At 73.2% G+C, this 21,003-nt stretch carries 21 protein-coding genes, 1 tRNA gene and 1 pseudogene; 12 read left to right on the forward strand and 11 right to left on the reverse strand.

The genetic code is table 11. The features are described 5' to 3' along the window. Window positions 1-52: 52 nt before the first annotated feature. On the forward strand, window positions 53-1,387 hold the full coding sequence (locus J7F03_RS42040; protein WP_214952665.1) for a DUF1906 domain-containing protein: 1,335 nt from the start codon (window positions 53-55) through the stop codon (window positions 1,385-1,387). Between the two features lie 28 nt (window positions 1,388-1,415). Here J7F03_RS42040 and J7F03_RS23745 read toward each other — a convergent pair whose 3' ends face one another. Genes J7F03_RS23745 through J7F03_RS23760 form a run of 4 tightly spaced genes read right to left on the reverse strand, consistent with a single transcriptional unit; the run spans window position 1,416 to window position 5,462 of the window. Then, the gene (locus J7F03_RS23745) at window positions 1,416-1,925 is read right to left on the reverse strand and encodes a pyridoxamine 5'-phosphate oxidase family protein (RefSeq protein WP_214952667.1); all 510 of its coding nucleotides are present in this window, start codon (window positions 1,923-1,925) and stop codon (window positions 1,416-1,418) included. Between the two features lie 36 nt (window positions 1,926-1,961). Further along, window positions 1,962-2,690, reverse strand: coding sequence for a VWA domain-containing protein (locus tag J7F03_RS23750; protein WP_214952669.1), 729 nt, complete (start codon window positions 2,688-2,690; stop codon window positions 1,962-1,964). A gap of 37 nt (window positions 2,691-2,727) precedes the next feature. After that, complete coding sequence (locus J7F03_RS23755; protein WP_308379935.1) at window positions 2,728-3,843, reverse strand: acyl-CoA dehydrogenase family protein; 1,116 nt, start codon at window positions 3,841-3,843, stop codon at window positions 2,728-2,730. After that, window positions 3,840-5,462 carry a FadD3 family acyl-CoA ligase gene (locus J7F03_RS23760; RefSeq protein ID WP_214952671.1) on the reverse strand — a complete coding sequence of 541 codons (1,623 nt, stop codon included), beginning with the start codon at window positions 5,460-5,462 and terminating at the stop codon, window positions 3,840-3,842. The genes J7F03_RS23755 and J7F03_RS23760 overlap by 4 nt, the downstream gene beginning before the upstream one ends. Window positions 5,463-5,568: 106 nt before the next feature. On the opposite strand from J7F03_RS23760, the pseudogene J7F03_RS23765 reads away from it, so the two are divergent. After that, window positions 5,569-5,958 (forward strand): annotated as a pseudogene (locus J7F03_RS23765) (flavin reductase family protein); the annotation flags it as partial. 47 nt (window positions 5,959-6,005) lie between these two features. Here the strand turns inward: J7F03_RS23765 and J7F03_RS23770 are convergent. Further along, window positions 6,006-6,674: a PadR family transcriptional regulator gene (locus J7F03_RS23770; protein WP_214952709.1), complete on the reverse strand. Its 669-nt coding sequence runs from the start codon at window positions 6,672-6,674 to the stop codon at window positions 6,006-6,008. Window positions 6,675-6,788: 114 nt separating this feature from the next. On the opposite strand from J7F03_RS23770, the gene J7F03_RS23775 reads away from it, so the two are divergent. Genes J7F03_RS23775 through J7F03_RS23785 form a run of 3 tightly spaced genes read left to right on the forward strand, consistent with a single transcriptional unit; the run spans window position 6,789 to window position 9,532 of the window. Continuing rightward, window positions 6,789-7,919, forward strand: a complete 1,131-nt coding sequence (locus tag J7F03_RS23775) for an LLM class flavin-dependent oxidoreductase (protein WP_214952673.1) — start codon at window positions 6,789-6,791, stop codon at window positions 7,917-7,919. A 3-nt stretch (window positions 7,920-7,922) separates the two neighbouring features. After that, window positions 7,923-8,654, forward strand: a complete 732-nt coding sequence (locus tag J7F03_RS23780; protein ID WP_214952675.1) for an SDR family NAD(P)-dependent oxidoreductase — start codon at window positions 7,923-7,925, stop codon at window positions 8,652-8,654. Beyond that, window positions 8,651-9,532, forward strand: coding sequence for an alpha/beta hydrolase (locus J7F03_RS23785; protein ID WP_214952677.1), 882 nt, complete (start codon window positions 8,651-8,653; stop codon window positions 9,530-9,532). Before J7F03_RS23780 ends, J7F03_RS23785 begins: the two co-directional genes overlap by 4 nt. A gap of 3 nt (window positions 9,533-9,535) precedes the next feature. Here J7F03_RS23785 and J7F03_RS23790 read toward each other — a convergent pair. Further along, window positions 9,536-9,610: transfer RNA gene (locus J7F03_RS23790), tRNA-Ala, on the reverse strand. Between the two features lie 67 nt (window positions 9,611-9,677). On the opposite strand from J7F03_RS23790, the gene J7F03_RS23795 reads away from it, so the two are divergent. Beyond that, window positions 9,678-10,019 carry a hypothetical protein gene (locus J7F03_RS23795; protein ID WP_214952679.1) on the forward strand — a complete coding sequence of 114 codons (342 nt, stop codon included), beginning with the start codon at window positions 9,678-9,680 and terminating at the stop codon, window positions 10,017-10,019. Window positions 10,020-10,098: 79 nt separating this feature from the next. Here J7F03_RS23795 and J7F03_RS23800 read toward each other — a convergent pair whose 3' ends face one another. The 4 genes from J7F03_RS23800 to J7F03_RS23815 are packed head-to-tail and all read right to left on the reverse strand — an operon-like array spanning window position 10,099 to window position 13,861. Continuing rightward, window positions 10,099-11,256: an acetyl-CoA C-acetyltransferase gene (locus J7F03_RS23800; protein ID WP_214952681.1), complete on the reverse strand. Its 1,158-nt coding sequence runs from the start codon at window positions 11,254-11,256 to the stop codon at window positions 10,099-10,101. A 16-nt stretch (window positions 11,257-11,272) separates the two neighbouring features. Next, window positions 11,273-11,899, reverse strand: coding sequence for a TetR/AcrR family transcriptional regulator (locus tag J7F03_RS23805; protein ID WP_214952682.1), 627 nt, complete (start codon window positions 11,897-11,899; stop codon window positions 11,273-11,275). A gap of 31 nt (window positions 11,900-11,930) precedes the next feature. Further along, on the reverse strand, window positions 11,931-12,716 hold the full coding sequence (locus tag J7F03_RS23810) for an SDR family oxidoreductase (protein ID WP_214952685.1): 786 nt from the start codon (window positions 12,714-12,716) through the stop codon (window positions 11,931-11,933). Next, entirely contained in the window at window positions 12,713-13,861 is a 1,149-nt protein-coding gene (locus tag J7F03_RS23815; RefSeq protein ID WP_214952687.1) for an acyl-CoA dehydrogenase family protein, read from the reverse strand. Before J7F03_RS23815 ends, J7F03_RS23810 begins: the two co-directional genes overlap by 4 nt. Window positions 13,862-13,923: 62 nt before the next feature. Between J7F03_RS23815 and J7F03_RS23820 the strand changes: the two genes are divergently transcribed. From J7F03_RS23820 to J7F03_RS23845, 6 genes are all read left to right on the forward strand, one after another. Beyond that, on the forward strand, window positions 13,924-14,796 hold the full coding sequence (locus J7F03_RS23820; protein WP_214952689.1) for an enoyl-CoA hydratase: 873 nt from the start codon (window positions 13,924-13,926) through the stop codon (window positions 14,794-14,796). Beyond that, complete coding sequence (locus J7F03_RS23825) at window positions 14,796-15,941, forward strand: acyl-CoA dehydrogenase family protein (protein ID WP_214952691.1); 1,146 nt, start codon at window positions 14,796-14,798, stop codon at window positions 15,939-15,941. Before J7F03_RS23820 ends, J7F03_RS23825 begins: the two co-directional genes overlap by 1 nt. Further along, window positions 15,941-16,924, forward strand: coding sequence for an acyl-CoA dehydrogenase family protein (locus J7F03_RS23830; RefSeq protein ID WP_214952693.1), 984 nt, complete (start codon window positions 15,941-15,943; stop codon window positions 16,922-16,924). Before J7F03_RS23825 ends, J7F03_RS23830 begins: the two co-directional genes overlap by 1 nt. Before the next feature lie 64 nt (window positions 16,925-16,988). Continuing rightward, window positions 16,989-17,744, forward strand: a complete 756-nt coding sequence (locus J7F03_RS23835) for a histidine kinase (protein WP_214952695.1) — start codon at window positions 16,989-16,991, stop codon at window positions 17,742-17,744. Between the two features lie 127 nt (window positions 17,745-17,871). Beyond that, the gene (locus J7F03_RS23840; RefSeq protein WP_112447913.1) at window positions 17,872-18,075 is read left to right on the forward strand and encodes a cold-shock protein; all 204 of its coding nucleotides are present in this window, start codon (window positions 17,872-17,874) and stop codon (window positions 18,073-18,075) included. 102 nt (window positions 18,076-18,177) lie between these two features. Next, the gene (locus J7F03_RS23845; protein ID WP_214952697.1) at window positions 18,178-19,875 is read left to right on the forward strand and encodes a DEAD/DEAH box helicase; all 1,698 of its coding nucleotides are present in this window, start codon (window positions 18,178-18,180) and stop codon (window positions 19,873-19,875) included. A 76-nt stretch (window positions 19,876-19,951) separates the two neighbouring features. Here the strand turns inward: J7F03_RS23845 and J7F03_RS23850 are convergent, their stop codons facing one another. Next, complete coding sequence (locus J7F03_RS23850; RefSeq protein ID WP_214952699.1) at window positions 19,952-20,875, reverse strand: tyrosine-protein phosphatase; 924 nt, start codon at window positions 20,873-20,875, stop codon at window positions 19,952-19,954. Between the last annotated feature and the right edge of the window lie 128 nt (window positions 20,876-21,003).

Raw genomic sequence — 21,003 nt, forward strand, 5'->3', positions numbered from 1 at the left:
GGGCTCCTCCACTCGCCCGGAGGGGCCCCGCCGTCTGGTAACAGTGGGTCACATGCTGCCCTCCCACATGATGTTGAGCTGCCTGCTGGGCGCCGCGCTGCTCGCTCCCGTCCCCCTCGGGACCGGCGACGGCGGGACCGGCGAAGCCCGCACCGGCGACGGCCGCAGCGGCGAAGCCCGCACCCGCGACGGCCGCAGCGTCGACTACCGCGGGCTGCGGCTCACCGTCCCCGCCGACTGGCGGGTCGTCGACCTCGACCGGAACCCGGAAGCCTGCCTGCGCCTCGACCTGCCCACGCTCTACCTCGGGCACGCCGGCACCCAGGGCGAATGCGGAGCCGCCCGCGCCGCCGCCCCCCGCGCCGACACCCTGCACCTGGAACCCCTCGACGGGGCCCCGGCGCGCGCCGACATCCCGACCGTCGGCGGCGACGAGGGCGACCCCCTGCCCAAGGTCCGGGGCGACAGCAACGAGATCCGCTACACCCTGCGCCGCGCCGGGCTGATGGCCACCGTCTCCTACGGCACCACGCCCGAGGTGGTACGAGGGGTACTCGGCCGGGCCCGCGCGCTCGCGCCGCCCGCGGCCCGGGGCCCCCGCCCCGTCGAGCCGGCCGTCGCCGTCGGCGGAGGTCCCCGTACCGCCGTCCAGGAGCCCTACACCGGCGAGGGCTTCGACGCCTGCACCGCCCCCACCCAGCGGGCCATGAACGCCTGGCGGGCCGATTCCCCCTTCGGCGCGGTCGGCGTCTACATCGGCGGCCGCGCCCGGGCCTGCGCCCAGCCGCAGCTCACCGCCGAGTGGGTGAGCCGGCAGACCGCGGCCGGCTGGCACCTGATGCCGATCTGGGTCGGCCCCCAGCCCTGGCACAGCGCCTCCACCGGCCTGTCCACCGACCCGTCCGAGGCCAACGAGCAGGGCATGGCCGCCGCCGACGGCGCCGCCCAGGCGGCCAGGTCCCTGGGACTTGGCGAGGGCGCGGTCCTCTACAACGACCTGGAGAACTACACGGACCGGGCCACCTGGGACGCCCCCGTCGTCGCCTACCTCACCGCCTGGACGGTCCGCCTGCACGAGCTGGGCTACCGGGCGGCCGCCTACGTCGCGGCCAGCTCGGGGGCCAAGGCGCTGAGCGCCCACTACGCCCAGGCACCCGACGCCATGCCCGACGTGCTGTGGGTGGCCCGCTGGAACGGCGAGGCCTCCGTCACCGACGCCGACATGGGCCTGCCCACGGGCACCCGCCAGTGGGCCGGGGCACGCCGGGCCCACCAGTTCCGGGGAGACCACGACGCCACGTACGGCGACGTGACGATCAACATCGACCGGAACTGGGTGGACGTCGGCGCCCCGACCCCCAAGAAGGGCCGCCTGCCGCTCAGCTAGGCCGCCGGCCGGACCGTCGGCTCCCCGGCTACGCCGTCGGCTCCTCGCGGGCCGGCTCGTCGTCATTGCCCCGGCGCAGGGTGCGCATGCCGTGCTCCGGGGTCCACGAGCGCACCAGGAGGTCGTCGCCCTCGACGCCGACGTAAACGACCTCCGTCAGCTCCGCGCGGAAGAGGTCGAAGGGGTGCGGGGACTCGGTCTCCTCCGCGTACCGGTGGAGCTCGGGCTGTTCCACGATCTCCAGCGCGCGCCCGGAGATCCGCACGTCCCCGTCGGGCATGGTCTCGCCCGCGCCCGGATTCGTGTGCAGGGCGAAGCGCGGATCGCGCCGCAGGTCCTTGCCCTTCATCGAGCCCGGCATCATGCCCAGCCACAGCTCACCGCCGCGGATGTCGACATTCAGCCCGGTGGCGCGGGGGGAGCCGTCCCTGCGCAGGGTCGCGAGGACGTGGTGCGGGAACTGTGCGAAGCGGGCCTTGACCGCCGCCGCGAAGTCCGGCTCCGCCTTCTCGAATACGGCCCAGTTGTTCGTCGTCATACGTCCATCAAAGCGCGAGGTGCCGGCGGTCGCCGCTCAGGCGCGCACGATGCCCGCCGCGCGCGCCGCGGCCAGCCACGCCGGGAACTCACCGACCAGGCGGTCGTAGAGCTCCGAATCCGTGACGGTCCGCGGGTCGGGGCCGGCGTGGAAGTAGCCGGCGTTGTCCACGACCCGTTTGTCCGGCACGGGCAGTTCGTCGAGCCGCCGAAGGAAGTCGAACTGCGAACTGCGCGTGTTCCCGAAGCCGACGAACTGCCAGAAGAGCGGCAGCCGGGCCGCCTTGCACAGGTACTTCTCGGCGGCGGGCTTGCTGACGGGCCCGCCGTCGGTCTGGAAGACGACGAGCGCGGGGGCGGCCGTGCCCGAATCCAGGTAGTGGTCGATCACCGCGTCCATCGCCGCGTGGTAGGCCGTCTTGCCCATGTGCCCGAGCCCGGCGGCGATCGCGGTGACCCGCCCCTCGTGGCCCCGGAGGGAGATCTCCTCCACCGCGTCGACCTCCGTGGAGAAGAACACGACGGGTACGCGGGCGTCGTCGTCCAGGTGCGCCGACAGCCCCAGCACCCGGTCCGCGAGGGCCTGCACGCTGCCGTCCTCGTAGTACGGGCGCATCGACCCGGAGTAGTCCAGGACGAGGTAGACGCAGGCGCGACCGCCCGCCATGCCGTGTTTGCGCAGTGAGTGCCCGGCCTCCTCGTAGAGGCTCACCAGCGCCGGAGCGGTCTCCTCGATCTTGCGAAGGTCTATCGCACTGCCCGTCATGGGCCCGAGGGTACGGCAGCCCCCCGCCGGTCCGCCGTCACCCTGCCGGGAGGAACCCCAGGTGGGACGCCAGCCGTTCACGGTGCGCGGCGGGGGACCCGAAGAGCATGGCCGAGCCGTGCGCCCGCTTGAAGAACTCGTGCGCCTCGTGCTCCCAGGTGATGCCGATCCCGCCGTGCAGCTGGATCATCTCGCCCGCCACGTACGCGAAGGCCTCCGAGCAGGCCGACTTGGCCGCGGCCGCCGGAGCCGGCGCGGCATCGGCGGCGGCCGCCGCCAGGGCGAGGGAGCGGGCGCCCTCCACGGCCGTGTACATGTCGGCCAGCCGGTGCTTGACCGCCTGGAAGGAGCCGATGGGCCGCCCGAACTGCACCCGCTCCTTCGCGTACCGCACCGTCGTCTCCAGGGCCCGCGCCGCCGCCCCCGCCTGCTCGGCGGCGAGCGCCGTGCACGCCAGGTCCCGGACCCGGGCGAGGACCGCGGCCCCGTCGGGCGAGAGCAGCCGGGCCGGGGTCCGGTCCATGGTCAGCTCCGCGAGCGGGCGGGTGCGATCCATGGCGGACCGTACGGTGAAGGCCGCGCACGGGGCGGTGAGTTCGAAGAGCCCGAGCCGGCCTTCGGGGGTCCGCGCGAAGGCGAGCAGCAGCGAGGGCTCCACGGGTCCGGCGAGCACGTAGCGCTTGGTGCCGCTGAGCAGCCAGCCGCCGGCGCCGGTCGCGGACGGCTCGGCCCGTTCCGCAGGTCCCGTCCGCCCGGCCCGTCCCGCCCGCTCGGCCCGCGCCGCGAGGGCCGGGGCCTCCCAGCCACCCTCCTCCGCCCAGGCCAGCGCCCCCACGACCGACCCGTCCGCCAGCCCCGGCAGGTGCCGTGCGCACGCCTCCCGGTCCCCGGCCGCCAGCAGCGCCCGTACGGTCAGCACCGCCGAGCCCAGATACGGTACGGGGCTCAGCGCGCGCCCCAGCTCCGCCATCACCACGGCGACTTCGGCGCTCCCGCACCCCAGGCCGCCGTACTCCTCGGGCACCGCCAGCGCGGCCGTGCCCACCTGGGCCGTCAGCGGGGCCCAGGCCGCGTGGCCGGGATGCCGGTCCAGCACCGCCCGTACCGCTGCCCGGAGTTCCTCCTGCTCGGCGGTCGGCTCCAGCGCCCTCACGCCGACTCCCCTCGGGCCGCCCGGCGCAGCTGCGTCTTCAGCAGCTTGCCGCCCGCGTTGCGCGGGAGTCCGTCGACCCGGACGAACCTGCGCGGCACCTTGAAATTGGCCAGCCGTTCCCGGGTCCAGGCGGTCAGCTCGTCGGAGGCGACCGGCCCGGTGGTGACGACGTAGGCCACCCCGACCTCGCCGAGGCGCTCGTCGGGGGCGCCGACGACCGCGGCGTCGGTGATGGCGGGGTGGGTCAGCAGCACGTTCTCCACCTCGGCCGGATAGGCGTTGAAGCCGCCGACCACGTACATGTCCTTGAGCCGGTCGGTGATGGCGAGGTAGCCGCGCCCGTCGAGGACGCCGATGTCCCCGGTGCGCAGCCAGCCGCCCGGCAGCACGGCCTCGGCGGTGCTCGCCGGGTCGTCCAGGTAGCCGGGGGTGACGTGGTAGCCGCGGACCTGCACCTCGCCCGGCTCCCCGGCGGCCAGCACCGCGCCGAGGGGGTCGGTGATCCGCACCTCGGTACCCGGCAGCGGCAGTCCGACGGTGTGGGCGAGGGTCCGGGCGTCGGCGTCGGTGGGGCAGACGGAGACGACCCCGCCGGACTCGGTGAGCCCGTACGCGGTGAACACCTCGGGCGCACCCAGTTCGGTACGGATCTCCTCGACGAGGGAGGTGGGCACGGAGGCGGCCCCGGTGCCGGCCAGGCGCAGCGCGGAGAGGTCGTAGGCGGCCCGGTCCGGGTGGCGGATCAGGCCGTGGAAGACGGTCGGCGGACCCATCAGGCAGGTGACGCGCTCGGCGGCCATGCGCCGCAGGACGCGGTCGGTGTCGTAGACGGCCTCGGGGAGCATGGTGACGCCGCGCAGCAGGCAGGCGAGCACGCCGGCCTTGTAGCCGAAGGTGTGGAAGAAGGGGTTGACCAGCAGGTACCGGTCGCCGGGGCGCAGGCCGACGAGGCCGGACCAGGAGGCGTAGAGCCGGAGGGTCTGGCCGTGGGTGGTCATGACGCCCTTGGAGCGGCCGGTGGTGCCGGAGGTGTAGAGGATGTCGCTGAGGTCGTCGGGGCGCACGGCGGCCGCGCGCGCGGCCCGCTCCTCCTCGGGAACGGACTCGCCCGCCCGCAGGTACGCCTCCCAGCCGGTGGCGTCGTAGGCGCCGGTGCCGGGGGCACCGGTCGCGTCGCCCGGTCCGCCGCGCAGGATCACGGTGGAGGTGAGCGCCCCCAGCTCCTCGCCGGAGGCGTGCAGGTCGCGGGCGTAGTCGGTGCCGAGGAAGCCGCGCTCGGTGAAGAGCACGCGGGCACCGCTGCGCCGGATGATGTCGGCCGCCTCGGCGGGCTTGTAGCGGGTGTTGACCGGTACGAGGACGGCTCCGACGCCGACCGCGCCGAGGGCGGCGGTGATCCAGCGGCGGCTGTTGGGGGCCCAGATGGCGACCCGGTCCCCGGGCCGGATCCCGTGCGCGACGGCGGCCCGGGCGGCCGCGGCGATCTCGGCGGCGAGCCGGGCGAAGGTCCAGCGGACCTCTCCGTCGGCGAGGGCCTCGAACTCCCCGTACGCGGCGGCGGCGTGGATGGGGAGGAGGGCGAGCGTGGCGGGTGGCTGCGGCGGGGGCGGTGGTGGCATCGGACCCTCCCTACTTGACGAGCGAGCGTGGGCGGTATCCAATCACAGGTGTTTCGGTTAGGCATATACCTAGTAGGAATAATCAGGGGAGGTTCTCATGTCCGGCATGAAGTCGGTCCTGTCCAGCTTCTGTACCGGTGTCGCCGTCATCACGGCGCGCGAAGCCGACGGCCGTCCCGTCGGGATGGCCGTGCAGTCCTTCTCCTCCGTGTCCCTGGACCCGCCGCTGGTCTGCTTCTGCCCGGCCCGCACGTCCACGACCTGGCCGAAGATCCAGGCCGCCGGCGCCTTCGCCGTCAACATCCTCGCCGCCGACCAGCAGGACCTGTGCCGCCGGTTCGCCGTCACCGGGGGCGACAAGTTCACCGGCGTCCCCTGGCGGGCGGCCGGCAACGGCGCGCCCCTGCTGGACGGGGCCCTGGCCGCCGTCGAATGCGATCTGGAGGCGGTCTTGGACGGCGGCGACCACGCCATCGCGCTGGGCCGGGTCACCGCCCTGACGGCGCACCGCGAAGGTGCGCCGCTGCTCTACTTCCGGCGCACCTACGGGCGCTTGCCGGACGCGGCGGACGCGCCGGAGCTGCGGGGCTTGCCGGCCCCGGCCCCGGCGTCCGGACCCCGGTCCGCCGCCAGCGCCTCGATGTCGTCGAGCATGGCGGCCGCGAGGTCGCGCTCGGAGGCGTAGTAGCGCTCCGCCCACTTGAGGGTGAGCGCCGGGTACGCCCACGAGGCCTCGTCCTTGGCCCCGTCCGCGTCGGCCACCGCGCGCCGGCGCATCTTCTCCGCGAACTCCTGGTGCTGTACGAGGACGTCGCGCATCTGCTCCGGCTCCAGCAGGTGGCCGAGCCACAGCCGCAGCATCGGCCCGTGCTTGAGCACCGGCGGGTCGACGGGCGCCTCGCGCGCCCATTCCCGTACGGCCGTCATGCCCTCGTCGGTGATCCGGTACACCCGCTTGTCGCGGGTGCCGGTCTCCTGGGCGACCATCCGCGAGGAGGCGTAGCCGGCCTGCTCCAGCCGCTTGAGCTCGCTGTAGATCTGGCTGAAGGATGGGCTCCAGTAGAAGAAGCGCAGCGACCAGTCCGACCACTTCTTCAGGTCGTAGCCGGAGAGCTCCTCTCCGAAGGAGAGCAGCCCGAGCACAGCCCAGCTGGTCGCGGGGAGCGCGCGCTTGTTCGTCTCGTCTGCCGCCTGGTTCGCCACGCAGCGCAGTCTACGACCGGTCTTCGCGGTGACTCTTCCCCCGGCAGGACATGCCTGCTAGAAGTATTCCTATTCGAAATACGTCGTCACGCGCCGTGCCCGTGCACGGTTGGGAGGCTCTCCGTGAAGTTCTCGATGATCTTCGAGGCCCAGCTCGTCGACCCGACCCCCGAACGCGAACGCCAGGTCATCCACGACTGCGTCGAACAGGCCGTGTTCGCCGAGGAGATGGGCTTCGACCGGATCTGGGCCGTCGAGCACCACGCCCTCACCCAGTACGCCCACATGAGCGCCTCCGAGATCTTCCTGACCTGGGTCGCCGCCCGCACCCGGAAAATCCGCATCGGCCACGGCGTCGTCACCCTGCCCTTCGGCTACCAGCACCCCGTACGCGTCGCCGAACGCGCCGCGATGCTCGACGTGCTCTCCGGCGGGCGCGTCGACATCGGCGCCGGACGCGGGGCCACCCGCCAGGAGATGTCCATGTACGGGGTCAGGCCCGAGGACACCTACCCCCAGATGGAAGAGGCGCTGCGGATCTTCTCCTCGGCGTGGCGCGAGGAGAAGTTCGAGTGGCACGGCTCCATCGACATCGGCCCCGGCGCGATCCTGCCCCGCCCGGTCCAAGACCCCCACCCGCCGCTCTTCATGGCCTGCTCCAAGCACGACACCCTCAAGCTCGCCGCCGAACTGGGCATCGGAGCACTCGTGATGGGCTTCGCCGGCGCCGACGACGTCCGCGAGATGCGCAAGGTCTACGACGAGGCCATCGCCACCCGAACCGGGGAGCGCCTCGTCTCCACCGAGGTCAACGACCACCTCTCCGCCCTCTGCCCGACCATCGTCCTCGACGACGCCGAACGCGCGCTGCGCCTGGGCACGCGCGGCCAGCGCTTCTTCGCCGAGTCCATCGCGCACTGGTACGGCAACGCCCCCGAGCCCACCGGCTACTCCGATGACGAGAGCGCCGAGGAGCACGTGGCGGCGCTGGAGCGGAGCCGCGAGGAACTCGTCGCCAGGCTCCACGAGGCGAACATCCCCGCCCGCCCCGTGGACACCGGCACCTACAACGCCGAGCACGCCTACGGAGACGCCCGGACCGCCATCGCCTACGTGGAGCGGCTGCGCGAGATCGGCGTGGACGAGGTCATGTGCCTGATCCAGATGGGCACCGTCCCGCAGGAGGCGTGCATGGAGACCATCCGCCAGTGGGGCGAGAGCGTCATCCCGCACTTCCGCGCACTGGAGGGCTGAGCCGTGTCCGTCTCCCTAGACGGCAAGGTCGTCGTCATCACCGGCGCGGGCCGCGGCCAGGGCGCGGCCGAGGCCCGGCTGTGCGCGGAAGCCGGCGCCCGGGTCGTGGTCACCGACATCCGGGAGGAGGAGGGCCGCGCGGTCGCCGCCTCGCTCGGCGATCAGGGGCTCTACGTACGCCACGACGTGGCCGACGCCGACAGCTGGGCGGAGGTGGTCCGTGAGGCCGTACGCGCCTTCGGCACCGTCTCGGCGCTCGTCAACAACGCGGCGCTGTGGCGCACGGCGCACGTCGAGCGGCAGGCCCTCGAAGACTTCGAAGCCCTGCTGCGGGTCAACCTGCTCGGCCCCTTCCTCGGCATCCAGGCGGTGGCCCCGCTGCTGCGCGCCGGCGCGGGCGGCTCGATCGTCAACGTCTCCTCCACCGCCGGACTGACCGGCATCCCGGGCCACGCGGCGTACGGGTCGAGCAAGTTCGCACTGCGCGGGCTCACGAAGTCGGCGGCGCTGGACCTGGCCGGGGACCGGATCAGGATCAACTCGGTGCATCCGGGGGCGATCGACACCCCGATGGTCAGCGAGGCGGTCGCCGGGCGGGACTGGTCGCACGTACCGCTGGGGCGGATCGGGCGGCCCGAGGAGGTCGGGGAGCTGGTCCTCTTCCTCTGCTCGGACGCGTCCTCGTACATCACGGGGGCGGAGTTCACGGTCGACGGGGGGCTGACGACGCGATGAGCGCTTCTCTGTCCGCGGCGGCCCGCAGGCTGTGCGAGGCGATGTCGGCGGCCTTCCCGGGGCCGGGGGACGTGGTGGCCCTGCGGGCCGCGGCGAGCGGCTCACCGGGGGGTGTGGAGGTGGCCTCGGTGCGGGACGCGGTCGCGGACGGCGTCCCGGTCCGGATCTACGATCCGGCGCCGGGTGCTTCGGGCCGCCCGCTCGTCGCGTACTTCCACGGCGGGGGCTGGGTGATGTGCGGACTCGACACCCACGACGCGCTCTGCCGGGCGCTGGCCGCGGCCTCGGGCGCGGTGGTGGTCTCCGCCGACTACCGCCTCGCCCCCGAACACCCCTGGCCGGCGGCGCCGGACGACGCGCTGACGGTCGTGCTGTGGGCCCGCGCGCGGGCCGCCGTACTGGGCTGCGACCGCTCGCGGCTGGTCGTCGCGGGGGACTCCAGCGGGGGCAACCTCGCGGCCGTGACCGCGCTGCGGGCCCCTGAACCGGTGGCCGGACAGCTGCTGTTCTACCCGCCCCTGGACGCGTCGATGGACTCGCCGTCGGTGGCCGAGTACGGGCAGGGGTACTTCCACACGGCGGCCCACATGGCCTGGTACTGGGACCAGTACGGCGGCGACCCGGCCCACCCGCACGTCTCCCCGCTCCGCGCCCCCGACCTGGCCGGCCTCCCGCGCACGCTCCTCGTCCTCGCGGACTGCGACGTCCTGCGGGACGAGGGCCTGGCGTACGGGCGCCGGCTGGGGAGGGCGGGGGTGGACTGCGCGGTCCATCTCGCCCCGGGGGTCTTCCACGGCTTCCTGGGCCTGCCGCTCCCGGCTGCGGCGGCGGCGATCGCGGCGGCCGGGGCGTGGGTGGCGGGCACGGCCGCGAAGTAGGGGGGCTGGGCGGCCGGATTCGAACCGGCGTCCTCCTCCATGCTGTGTAGGCGCACTACCTCTGTGCTACGACCCAGCCCTTGAGCCGGATCCTAGACGCCGCCCCGGCGGGCGCGCACGCGAATATCACCGGCATGATGTGCGCATGTCGATATCGGTCCCCGGGGCGCTGGTGCGCAACTCCCTCGCGCTCGCAGCGGAGTTCGCCGCCGTTCTGCTGATGCGCGGCTCCCAGCCGCACTGGCTGCCGGTCATGCTGGTGCTGTTCGCCTTCGCGTCCGGACTGCCGAACGGCACCGATGCCGGCTTCGTCCACCGGACCCTGCTCGCGGTCGGCGCGGTGCTGATCGCGCTGTGCGGGAGCAACGCGTGGGACGCCTACGCGCTGCCTGCCGACGGGCGGGTGGAGCCGGTCCTCTGGGAGGCGCTGACCGGGGGCCTGGTCCTGATCCAGACGGTCTCGCTGACCCGCGTCTCCCGGCGCTGACCGCTGACCGCTGCCCGGCCCCTCCCGACCGCGCCGCGCGCGGACGCGGCGCGGTCGGGAGGGCCGGACCCGCCGGAGGCTACAGCCGTTCGATGATGGTGACGTTCGCCTGGCCGCCGCCCTCGCACATGGTCTGGAGGCCGAAGCGGCCGCCCGTGCGTTCCAGTTCGTGCAGGAGCGTCGTCATCAGCTTGACGCCCGTCGCGCCCAGGGGGTGGCCCAGGGCGATCGCGCCGCCGTTGACGTTGACCCGCTCCGGGTCCGCGCCGGTCTCCTTCAGCCAGGCCAGGACCACCGGGGCGAAGGCCTCGTTGATCTCGACCAGGTCGATGTCCGAGAGGGACATGCCCGTCTTCTTCAGGGCGTAGGCCGTGGCCGGGATGGGCGCCGACAGCATGCGGATCGGGTCCTCGCCGCGGACCGACAGGTGGTGGATGCGCGCGCGCGGGCGCAGGCCGTGTTCCCGTACCGCCCGCTCGGAGGCCAGCAGCATCGCCGCCGCGCCGTCCGAGACCTGCGAGGAGACCGCCGCGGTGATCGTGCCGCCCTCCATGACCGGCTTCAGGCCCGCCATCTTCTCCAGGGTGGTGTCCCGGCGCGGGCCCTCGTCCACCGACACGGAGCCGTACGGCACGGTCTCCCGCGCGAAGCGGCCCTCGTCGATCGCCCGCAGCGCCCGCTCGTGGGAGCGCAGGGCGAAGCGCTCCATGTCCTCCCGCGAGATGCCCCACTTCTCCGCGATCAGCTGTGCGCCGTAGAACTGGTTGATCGGGGAGTCCCCGTACCGGTCCCGCCACCCCGCCGAACCGAGGTAGGGGCCTTCGGTGAAGCCCAGCGGTTCCCCGGCCTGCCGCGAGGCGAAGGCGATCGGGACCATCGACATGTTCTGCGTGCCGCCCGCGACCACCAGGTCCTGGGTTCCGGACATGACGCCCTGGGCCGCGAAGTGCACCGCCTGCTGCGACGATCCGCACTGGCGGTCGATGGTGACGCCCGGGACCTCTTCCGGGAGCCCCGCCGCCAGCCAGGCCGTCCGCGCGATGTCGCCCGCTTGCGGCCCCACCGTGTCGAGGCAGCCGAACACCACGTCCTCCACGGCCGCCGGGTCGATCCCGGACCGTTCGACGAGGGCCTTGAGGACGTGCGCCCCCAGGTCGGCCGGGTGGACCTCGGACAGGCCTCCCTTGCGCCGGCCCACGGGGGTGCGTACCGCTTCGACTATGTAGGCCTCGGGCATCAGAACTCCTCAGGGTTTACGTGCGTGTGGCGATGCCGTCCAGCACCATCGACAGGTACTGGCGGGCGATCTCCTCGGGACTGTGCTGGCCCCCCGGCCGGTACCAGGACGCCGCCACCCACACCGTGTCGCGTACGAAGCGGTAGGTGAGGCGGATGTCCAGGTCGGCGCGGAAGACCTCGGCGGCGACCCCGCGCTCCAGCGTCCCGAGCCACGCCTTCTCGAACTTGACCTGCGAGTCGGAGAGGTAGTGGAAGCGGGGCTGGGCCGACAGGTGCCGGGATTCCTTCTGGTAGATCGCGACGGCGGCGCGGTGCCGGTCGATCTCCCGGAACGATTCGGTGACGAGGGCCTCGATGGTCTGCCTGGGTCCGAGACCGGCGGCGAGGACGGTGTCGTACCCCTCCCACAGCTCGGTCAGGAAGGCGGAGAGGATCTCGTCGAGCATCGATTCCTTGGAATCGAAGTGGTAGTAGAGGCTGCCGGCGAGCATGCCGGCGGCGTCGGCGATCTTGCGGACGGTGGTGGCGTTGTAGCCCTGCGCGGCGAAGACCTCGGCGGCGATGTCGAGGAGTTCGCGGCGGCGCTCGGGCGACGCCGTCACCTGGGGCTTCTTCTTGGCTGTCGGCTTGTTCGTTGGCACGTGCCCATTCTGGTCATACGCCGGGGCCGGCCTACGCGTGCTGACTGCTGACCGACACGGTCTCGCCCGTCATGTACGACGAGTAGCCGCTGGCCAGGAAGACGATGACGTTGGCGACCTCCCACGGCTCGGCGTACCGGCTGAAGGCCTCCCGGGAGGTGAGTTCGGCGAGCAGCTCCTCGCTGGTGACCTTCACCAGATGCGGGTGCATGGCCAGGCTCGGGGCGACCGCGTTGATCCGTACGCCGAACTCCGCCGCCTCCAGCGCCGCGCAGCGGGTCAGCGCCATCACCCCGGCCTTGGCGGCGGCGTAGTGGGCCTGCCCGGTCTGGGCGCGCCAGCCGACGACCGAGGAGTTGTTGACGATGACCCCGCGTCCGGTGCCGGCCGCGCGCATCGAGCGCATCGCGGCGCGCGTGCAGCGGAAGGTGCCGTTCAGCGTCACGTCGAGGACCCGGGACCACTGGTCGTCGGTCATGTCGACGAGGTTCGCCGTCCCGCCGAGGCCCGCGTTGTTGACGACGACGTCGAGGCCGCCGTGGGTCCGTTCGGCGAGCGCGAAGAGGGCCTGGACCTGCTCCTCGTCGGTGACGTCGCAGGGCAGGGAGGCGACGCGGTCCGCGCCGAACTCCGCGGCCAGCGCCTCCTCGCTCTCCTTCAGGCGCCGGGCGTGGGCGTCGCTGATGAGGACGCGGGCGCCCTCCTCCAGGAACCGGCGGGCGGTGGCCCCGCCGATGCCGGCCCCCGCGGCGGCGGTGATGACGGCCGTCCGGCCCGCCAGCAGCCCGTGCCCGGACACGTACTCGGGTGCGTTCACGCCCGTACCTCCTTGGGAAGGCCGAGGATCCGCTCGGCGACGATGTTGCGCTGGATCTCGTCCGAGCCCGCGTAGATGGTGTCGGAGCGGGAGAAGAGGAAGAGCCGCTGCCAGTCGTCGAGGTCGTACGGGTCCCCGTACGACCCGGCGGCGACGAGCGAGGCGGAGCCGCACACGTCCATGGCGAGTTCGCCGAGGTCCCGGTGCCAGCGGGCCCAGTACAGCTTGGCGGCCGACGGGGCGCTGCCGGGCCGCAGGGCGCCGGCGCGCATGGTCTCCAGGCCGATCCAGGCCCGCACGAGCCGGTCGCGGATCAGCGGGTCGGCCATCGCGCCGTTGCGGCGGGCCAGTCCGGCCAGGTTCTCCAGCTCGCGGCGGAAGCCGACCTGCTGGCCGAGGGTGGAGACGCCGCGCTCGAAGCCGAGGGTGGCCATGGCGACGGCCCAGCCCTCGCCGGGCGCGCCGACGATGTGGGCGGCGTCCGTGCGGGCCCCGTCGAAGAAGACCTCGTTGAACTCGGAGGTACCCGTCAGCTGGGTGATCGGCCGGACCTCTACGCCCTCCTGGTCCATGGGGACCAGCAGGTAGGACAGTCCCGCGTGGCGCAGGGAGCCCGGCGTCGTGCGGGCGACGACGAAGCACCACTGGGACTCGTGCGCGAGGGAGGTCCAGATCTTCTGTCCGTCCACCACCCAGTCCCCGTCCACCAGGGCGGCCCGGGTGCGGACGCCCGCCAGGTCGGAGCCGGCGCCGGGCTCGCTGTAGCCCTGGCACCACAGTTCCTCGACCGCCCGGATGGGCGGCAGGAAGCGGCGTCGCTGCTCCTCGGTGCCGTGGGCGATGAGGGTGGGGCCGAGGAGCTGCTCGCCGATGTGGTTCACGCGCGCGGGCGCGTCGGCGAGGGCGTACTCCTCGTGGAAGGCGATCTGCTGCTCCGTGCTCGCGCCGCGGCCGCCGTACGCGACGGGCCAGCCGACGCAGGTCCAGCCGTGGGCCGCCATGTGCCGCTCCCACGCGAGGCGTTCGGCGAAGGCCTCGTGCTCGCGGCCCGGTCCGCCGCGTCCCTTGAGGGCGGCGAACTCGCCGGTGAGGTGGGCCCGCAGCCAACTGCGAACCTCGCTGCGGAACTCCTCGACGCTGCTCATGGCCGTACGTTAACCTACCAAACACTTGTTAGGGAAGCTTGTCCGTGAAGGATGGAAGCCGGATGCCCGACGCCCCCGAGGACCCCGACGCCCCCGACTCCGAGACGCCGGTGCTCTACGAGCGCCGCGGCCCGGTCGCGTACGTGACCATGAACCGCCCTCGCTACCGCAACGCCCAGAACAGCGCGATGACCTACGCCCTCGACGACGCCTTCTACCGCGCCGCCGACGACTCCGACGTCAAGGTGGTCGTCCTGGCCGGGGCCGGCGAGCACTTCTCGGCGGGCCACGACATCGGCACCCCCGGCCGCGACGCACACCTGCCCTTCGAACGCCGGGCAGGCCTGTGGTGGGACCACTCGCAGCGCCCCGGCGCCGAATCCCGCTTCGCCCGCGAATCCGAGGTCTACCTCGGCATGTGCCGGCGCTGGCGCGAGCTGCCCAAGCCCGTCATCGCCTCCGTCCACGGCGCGTGCGTGGCCGGCGGGCTGATGCTCGCCTGGGTCTGCGACCTCATCGTGGCCAGCGAGGACGCCTTCTTCGCGGACCCCGTCGTCCGCATGGGCATCCCGGGCGTCGAGTACTTCGCGCACCCGTGGGCGATGCCCCCGCGCATCGCCAAGGAATTCCTGTACACCGGCGACCGGATGCCCGCCCGGCGCGCGCACGAGATCGGCATGGTCAACCGCGTCGTCGGACGGGCCGAACTGGCCGAGGAGACCGACCGCCTCGCCCTGCGGATCGCCGAGATGCCCGGCTTCGGCCTCGCCCTCACCAAGCGCGCGGTCAACCAGGCCGAGGACCTCCAGGGCATGCACACCGGCATGGACTCCGTCTTCGGCCTGCACCACCTGGCGCACGCCCACAACGCCGAGACGGCCGCGGACTCGCTCGGCGGCGTCAACATCGCCGCCCTGAAGGAGGCGAACACCTGATGGACCTGAACCATTCGGCGGACGTGGAGGCCTTCCGGGCCGAGGCGCGCACCTGGCTGGCCGCCCACGTGCCGGCCGCCCCCCTTCCCTCCCTGGAGACCGAGGAGGGCTTCGCCGCGCACCGGGAATGGGAAGCGCTCCTGCACGCCGAGCGCTGGTCGGTGGTCTCCTGGCCCCAGGAGTACGGCGGCCGGGGCGTCGGCATCGAACACTGGCTGGTCTTCGAAGAGGAGTACTGGGCCGCCGGCGCGCCCGGCCGGGTCTCCCAGAACGGCATCAACCTCCTCGCCCCCACCCTCTTCGACCACGCGACGGACGAGCAGCGCGCCCGCGTCCTGCCCTCCATGGCGAGCGGGGAGACGATCTGGGCCCAGGCCTGGTCCGAGCCGGAATCCGGCTCCGACCTCGCCTCCCTCAAGTCCAGGGCCGTCCGCACCGAGGGCGGCTGGCTGCTGTCCGGACAGAAGACCTGGTCCTCCCGGGCCGCCTTCGCCGACCGCGCCTTCGGCATCTTCCGCACCGACCCGGACGCCCCGAAACCGCACCAGGGACTCACCTACCTGATGTTCGACCTGCGCGCCCCCGGCGTCACCGTGCGGCCCATCGGCCGCCTCGACGGCAAGCCCGCCTTCGCGGAGCTCTTCCTCGACGAGGTCTTCGTGCCGGACGCGGACGTGATCGGCGAGCCCGGCCAGGGCTGGCGCATCGCCATGTCGACCACCGGCAACGAGCGCGGGCTCACCCTGCGCGCCCCGGGCCGCTTCCTCGCCGCGGCCGACCGCCTCGTCGGGCTGTGGCACGGCGCCGGCGACCCGGCGGACACCGCGCTGCGCGACCGGGTCGCCGACGCGGTGGTCGGCGCCCGCGCCTACCAGCTGTTCACCTGGGCCAACGCCTCCCGCTTCGCCGCCGGCGAGACGATCGGCGCCGAGTCCAGCCTCAACAAGGTGTTCTGGTCCCAGTACGACATCGCCCTGCACGAGACGGCCCTGGACCTGCTCGGCCCCGACGCGGAGCTCGCGGACGGCGCCTGGGCCGAACCGTGGATCTTCTCCCTCGCCGGACCCATCTACGCGGGCACCAACGAGATCCAGCGCGACATCATCGCCGAGCGGCTGCTCGGCCTCCCGAAGGGCCGCCGCTGATGCGCTTCCTGCCGACCGAAGAACAGTCGGACTTCGCCCGCAGCCTGCACGGCCTGCTCGGCGCCTCGGACGTCCCGGCGGCGGTACGGGCCTGGGGCGCGGGCGACCACACCCCCGGCCGGGCGCTGTGGACGCGGCTCGCCCGGAGCGGCCTGTTCGCGCTCGCGGTGGACGAGGCCTACGACGGCGTCGGCCCGCTCCCGCTGGAACTGTCCCTAGGATTCGTCGAGTTGGGCCGGGCCGGCATGCCGGGCCCGGTGGTGGAGACGGCGGCCGCCGCCGTACTCCTGTCCCGGTTCGGGGACGAGACGCTCGCCAAGCGGTTCCTGCCCGGCCTGGCGGCGGGGGAGACCTCGGCCACACTGACCCTCCCGGCCGGGGGGCCGTACGCCCTGGACGCGGACGCGGCCACGCACCTCTTCACCGTGTCGCCGGCCGGGGAGCTGCGCCTGTCCGGCGCCGCCGCACCGCCGCGGACCTCCCTGGACCCCGCCCGGCGCCTGGCCCTGCCGGACGGCGGCGGCGAGCTGCTGGCGGCCGGCCCGGCCGTCACCGCGGCGGCGGAGGCCGCCGGGCACTGGGCCCGGCTGCTGACGGCGGCCCAGTGCCTGGGAACCGGCGAGGCACTGCTCGCCCGCACGGTGGAGTACGCCAAGCAGCGCACGCAGTTCGGTACCGCGATCGGCGGCTTCCAGGCGGTCAAGCACCGGCTCGCCGACACCCTGCTCGGCCTGGAGTTCGCCCGGCCGCTGCTGTGGGCGGCCGCCCTGTCGCTCGCCCCGGACGAGGTCGCGGCGGCGAAGCTGACGGCGGGCGAGGCGGCGTACGCGGCGGCCATGACGGCGCTCCAGCTGCACGGCGCCGTCGGCTACACCGAGGAGCTGGACCTCTCGCTGTGGCTGCGCAAGGCCCGCCCGCTGCGCGACGCGTGGGGGACGCCCGCGCAGTGCCGGGCGGCGGTGCTCCAGGGGCGCGCGCGGTAGGGGCGGGGCGGGGCGGGGCGGTGTCCACGCGCCCCGGTACGCCGGCCGCGACCCCGCCTCCTTCGTGCTCGGCTCCATCCTCGTGCCCGCCCTGTACGGGGAGACCGTGCGCCGCAACCGGCGCGTCATGGCCGCGCTGCGCGAACGGGCCCGTCAGGCCCACGCCGCGGTCGACCAGGCGGCCGACCTGGCCGTCGTACAGGAGCGCACCCGATTGGCCCAGCGCACCCACGACGGCCTCGGCCACCGCCTCACCGCCCTCACGATGCAGGCCGCCGCCCTGCGTCTGGACGCCGGGGCCGACCCCCGGGTGCGGGAGGGCGCCGAGGCCGTGGAGGAATCGGCCCGGGCCGCCATGACCGAGGTCAGAGAGGTGCTGGACATGCTGACCGACCCGTCGGGCAGCCAGGCCCACACCTCGCCCGTGGACGTCGGCCGCTTCCTCGGCTCCCTGGCCCGGAACCTGCGCGACACCGGCATGGAGATCACCCACCGGACCCGGCCCGGCCTCGGCCCCTTCCCGCCGGCCGACGGGCGGCTCCTGCTGCGGATCGTCCGCGAAGGGCTCACCAACGCCGCCAAGTACGCCCCCGGCTCCGCCGTTCGGATGAATCTGTTCGCCGAGGACGGAGACGTTCGGCTGGACGTGGTGAACACAGCCCCGGAGGGGGAGCGGATCGTCCTCGACTCAGGCGGGATGGGCCTTCCGGGGCTCCGGGCGGCCCTCACGGAGGTGGGCGGCAGACTGCGCTCCGGAGCCACGCGGGACGGAGGTCACATGCTCGCAGCGACACTCCCCGACCGACGTGTGCTAGCTTAGAGCTCGTTGCAGTTGTGGTACCCATGAACTTTATGTGCGCCTGACGGGAATGCTCCGACAGGCGCTTTTATTGTTTTGCCGGAATCTCCGGATGGGGCCCTTTGCCGCCTATTCAGGAGATTCAAAAATGGCACTTGGCACCGTGAAGTGGTTCAACTCGGAAAAGGGCTTCGGCTTCATCGAGCAGGACGGTGGCGGCCCGGACGTCTTCGCCCACTACTCGAACATCGCCACCCAGGGCTTCCGTGAGCTCAACGAGGGCCAGCGCGTGTCCTTCGACGTCACCCAGGGCCAGAAGGGCCCGCAGGCCGAGAACATCCTGCCTGCCTGACGTATTCAGCACGCCGGGGTCCGCACCGAGTAGGTGCGGGCCCCGGCTTGTCTGCTGTTTCGACCTTTGTTTTACCTGCCGGTTTCAGGAGGGCTTTCTCGCATGACCAGCTCCAGCTCCGCACGACCCAGCCGCCGCCCCACCCGGGGCCGAGGTGCGGCTCAGGGACGTCCGAAGGCTGGCGCGGGACGGCAGAAGTCCGCCCCCGTAGCCAGGCCCCAAGAATTCACCATGCCCGACCCGCTGACCCCGGCCCTTGAGCCGGTGGCCGCGTTCGAGGACATGGACATGCCCGAGGCGCTGCTGAAGACCCTCGCCGCCCAGGGCGTCACCGAGCCGTTCCCGATCCAGGCCGCGACCCTGCCGAACTCGCTCGCCGGCCGCGACCTGCTCGGCCGCGGCCGCACCGGCTCCGGCAAGACGCTGGCCTTCGGCCTGGCGCTGCTGGCCCGCACCAGCGGCCGCCGCGCACAGCCGAAGCAGCCGCTCGCGCTGGTCCTCGTACCGACCCGCGAGCTCGCGCAGCAGGTCACCGACGCGCTGGCCCCCTACGCCACGTCCGTCAACCTGCGCATCGCGACCGTCGTCGGCGGCATGTCGATCAACCGGCAGTCCGGCGCCCTGCGCCGCGGCGCCGAGGTGCTCGTCGCCACCCCCGGCCGCCTCAAGGACCTCATCGACCGCGGTGACGCCGACCTCTCGCAGGTCGCCATCACGGTCCTCGACGAGGCCGACCAGATGACCGACATGGGCTTCATGCCGCAGGTCACCGCGCTGCTCAAGCAGGTCGAGCCCGAGGGCCAGACCATGCTGTTCTCGGCGACCCTCGACAAGAACATCGACAAGCTCGTCAAGATGTTCCTGCACGACCCGGTCGGCCACTCCGTCGACCCGTCGGCCGGTGCGGTCACCACCATGGAGCACCACGTCCTGTACGTCATGGACGAGACCGACAAGAAGGCCGTGGCGACCCGTATAGCCGCCCGCGACGGCCGGGTGATCATGTTCGTCGACACCAAGCGCGGCGTCGACCGCATGGTCAAGAAGCTCCTCGCCGACGGTGTCCGCGCCTCCGGCCTGCACGGCGGCCGCTCGCAGCCGCAGCGCAACCGGACCCTCGACTGGTTCAAGACGGGCGAGGTCACCGCGCTGGTCGCCACCAACGTCGCCGCCCGCGGCATCCACATCGACGACCTGGACCTCGTCGTCAACGTGGACCCGCCGGTCGACCACAAGGACTACCTGCACCGCGGCGGCCGTACCGCCCGTGCCGGCGAGTCCGGCAGTGTCGTCACCCTGGTCCTGCCGGACCAGAAGCGCGACATGACCCGTCTGATGTCGGACGCCGGGATCTCCCCGCGCACCGCGCAGATCAAGTCCTCCGACGAGGAGCTGGCCCGCATCACCGGCGCCAAGGAGCCCTCGGGCATCCCGATCGTGCTGGACGTCCCGCAGCCGACCCCGCCGCGCCAGCGCTCCGCCGGCCAGGCCGGCGGCGGCTCGGGCTCCGGCGCGCGCCGCCGCTCGGGCGGTCCGCGCACGGGTTCCGGTACGGGCGCGGCTCCGGCCGCCGGCGGCGGCCGCGGCCGCCGTTCCGGCGCCGGCGGCGCGGCCGCCGGTCAGTCCCCGGCCTCCGGATCCGGTCAGCCCCGTCGTGGCCAGGCCGGCCAGGGCGGCGCCGCGGGCGGCTCCGGCGAGCGCGGCCGGCGTACCGGAGGCAGCACCTCCGGTGGTGCTGCCGCCGCTTCGGCCCGTAGCCGGGTGGGTGGCGCGGGCCAGGCCCGTCGCCGTTCCGCCTGATCTGCGACGACGCGAACACCACGACGCCGGGCAGCGCGATCCACGCGCTGCCCGGCGTTTTCGTGTGTCCGGACGGTCAGCGGACCATCTTGGCCTGGAGCTTCGCCAAGGTCTTCAGGTCCAGGCCGAGGCCTTCGGTCAGGTAGCCGTAGAAGCTGCCGTAGTCGGCCTCCATCTGTGCGGTCGCCGCGTCCAGGTAGTCCTGGCGGACCTCCTGGAGCGGGATCAGCAGATCCGGGTTCTGCATCCGGCCGGACTGCTTGAGACCCGCCCGCACCTGCGCGTCGTACGCGCCGCGGAAGGTGTTCGAGGCCAGGTAGTCGCCCTCGGCGGTGTCCTGTGGGACGGCCAGGGCGCGCAGCAGGACGTAGCTCATCCAGCCCGTCCGGTCCTTGCCGGAGGTGCAGTGGTAGAGCATCGGGCCCTGATTGCCGTCGGCGATCTCGCGGAGGGTGACCGCGAACTGCGCACGGTTGTCGGGGCTGCTCACGAACGTCTCGTAGATGTCGCGCATGTACGCCTCGGCGCGGCCGCCGCCGAGCATCTGCTCCTGCTTGACGGGGTCACCGCTGGATATCGCGCCGACCAGTGTCCCGTACAGGCCGAGGTCGCTGACCGGGCGGGCGGTGGCGGCCAGTCCGGCGGGCAGCTTGTCGGCGCCGTCGTACTGGACCTCCATCGGGATGCGGAAGTCGACGACCTTCGTGAGGCCGAGACCGGAGACGGAGGTGATGTCCGCCGCGGTCAGCTTGCCCAGCGCGTCGGAGCGGTAGACCAGGCCCTGGCGGACCCTGCCGCCGGTCCAGGTGCGGTACCCGCCGAGGTCGCGGACGTTGACCGCGCCTTGGAGGGGGATCTGGCGGATCGTCTCCGCCTGCTGGTGGTGGCGCGAGGCGGTGGCACTGTTCGCCGGCGCGGCGGACGCGGCGGCGGGCAGGGTCCCGATGGCGAGGGCGGAGGCGAGCACCGCGGTCGCCAGGCGGATTCGGGCACGGCTCATCTGGGGCAACTCCTGTCACGGAGAAGGGGGATCACCCTGGTGGTGGCAGGGTGCCGAGCGGGTGCGGGGGGAGGAGGGGCGCGGGGCCGGGGTGGGGGGAGCCCAGGCCGTGCAGGGCTGCCAGCACG

This window comes from Streptomyces sp. ISL-43 (assembly GCF_018614195.1).
Taxonomy (GTDB): domain Bacteria; phylum Actinomycetota; class Actinomycetes; order Streptomycetales; family Streptomycetaceae; genus Streptomyces.

Coding starts and splice junctions, on each gene's coding strand:
- J7F03_RS42040 (WP_214952665.1), top strand. CDS start 53: ATGCTGCCCTCCCACATGATGTTGAGCTGCCTGCTGGGCGCCGCGCTG.
- J7F03_RS23745 (WP_214952667.1), bottom strand. CDS start 1,925: ATGACGACGAACAACTGGGCCGTATTCGAGAAGGCGGAGCCGGACTTC.
- J7F03_RS23750 (WP_214952669.1), bottom strand. CDS start 2,690: ATGACGGGCAGTGCGATAGACCTTCGCAAGATCGAGGAGACCGCTCCG.
- J7F03_RS23760 (WP_214952671.1), bottom strand. CDS start 5,462: ATGCCACCACCGCCCCCGCCGCAGCCACCCGCCACGCTCGCCCTCCTC.
- J7F03_RS23785 (WP_214952677.1), top strand. CDS start 8,651: ATGAGCGCTTCTCTGTCCGCGGCGGCCCGCAGGCTGTGCGAGGCGATG.
- J7F03_RS23795 (WP_214952679.1), top strand. CDS start 9,678: ATGTCGATATCGGTCCCCGGGGCGCTGGTGCGCAACTCCCTCGCGCTC.
- J7F03_RS23800 (WP_214952681.1), bottom strand. CDS start 11,256: ATGCCCGAGGCCTACATAGTCGAAGCGGTACGCACCCCCGTGGGCCGG.
- J7F03_RS23815 (WP_214952687.1), bottom strand. CDS start 13,861: ATGAGCAGCGTCGAGGAGTTCCGCAGCGAGGTTCGCAGTTGGCTGCGG.
- J7F03_RS23820 (WP_214952689.1), top strand. CDS start 13,924: ATGCCCGACGCCCCCGAGGACCCCGACGCCCCCGACTCCGAGACGCCG.
- J7F03_RS23825 (WP_214952691.1), top strand. CDS start 14,796: ATGGACCTGAACCATTCGGCGGACGTGGAGGCCTTCCGGGCCGAGGCG.
- J7F03_RS23830 (WP_214952693.1), top strand. CDS start 15,941: ATGCGCTTCCTGCCGACCGAAGAACAGTCGGACTTCGCCCGCAGCCTG.
- J7F03_RS23840 (WP_112447913.1), top strand. CDS start 17,872: ATGGCACTTGGCACCGTGAAGTGGTTCAACTCGGAAAAGGGCTTCGGC.
- J7F03_RS23845 (WP_214952697.1), top strand. CDS start 18,178: ATGACCAGCTCCAGCTCCGCACGACCCAGCCGCCGCCCCACCCGGGGC.
- J7F03_RS23850 (WP_214952699.1), bottom strand. CDS start 20,875: ATGAGCCGTGCCCGAATCCGCCTGGCGACCGCGGTGCTCGCCTCCGCC.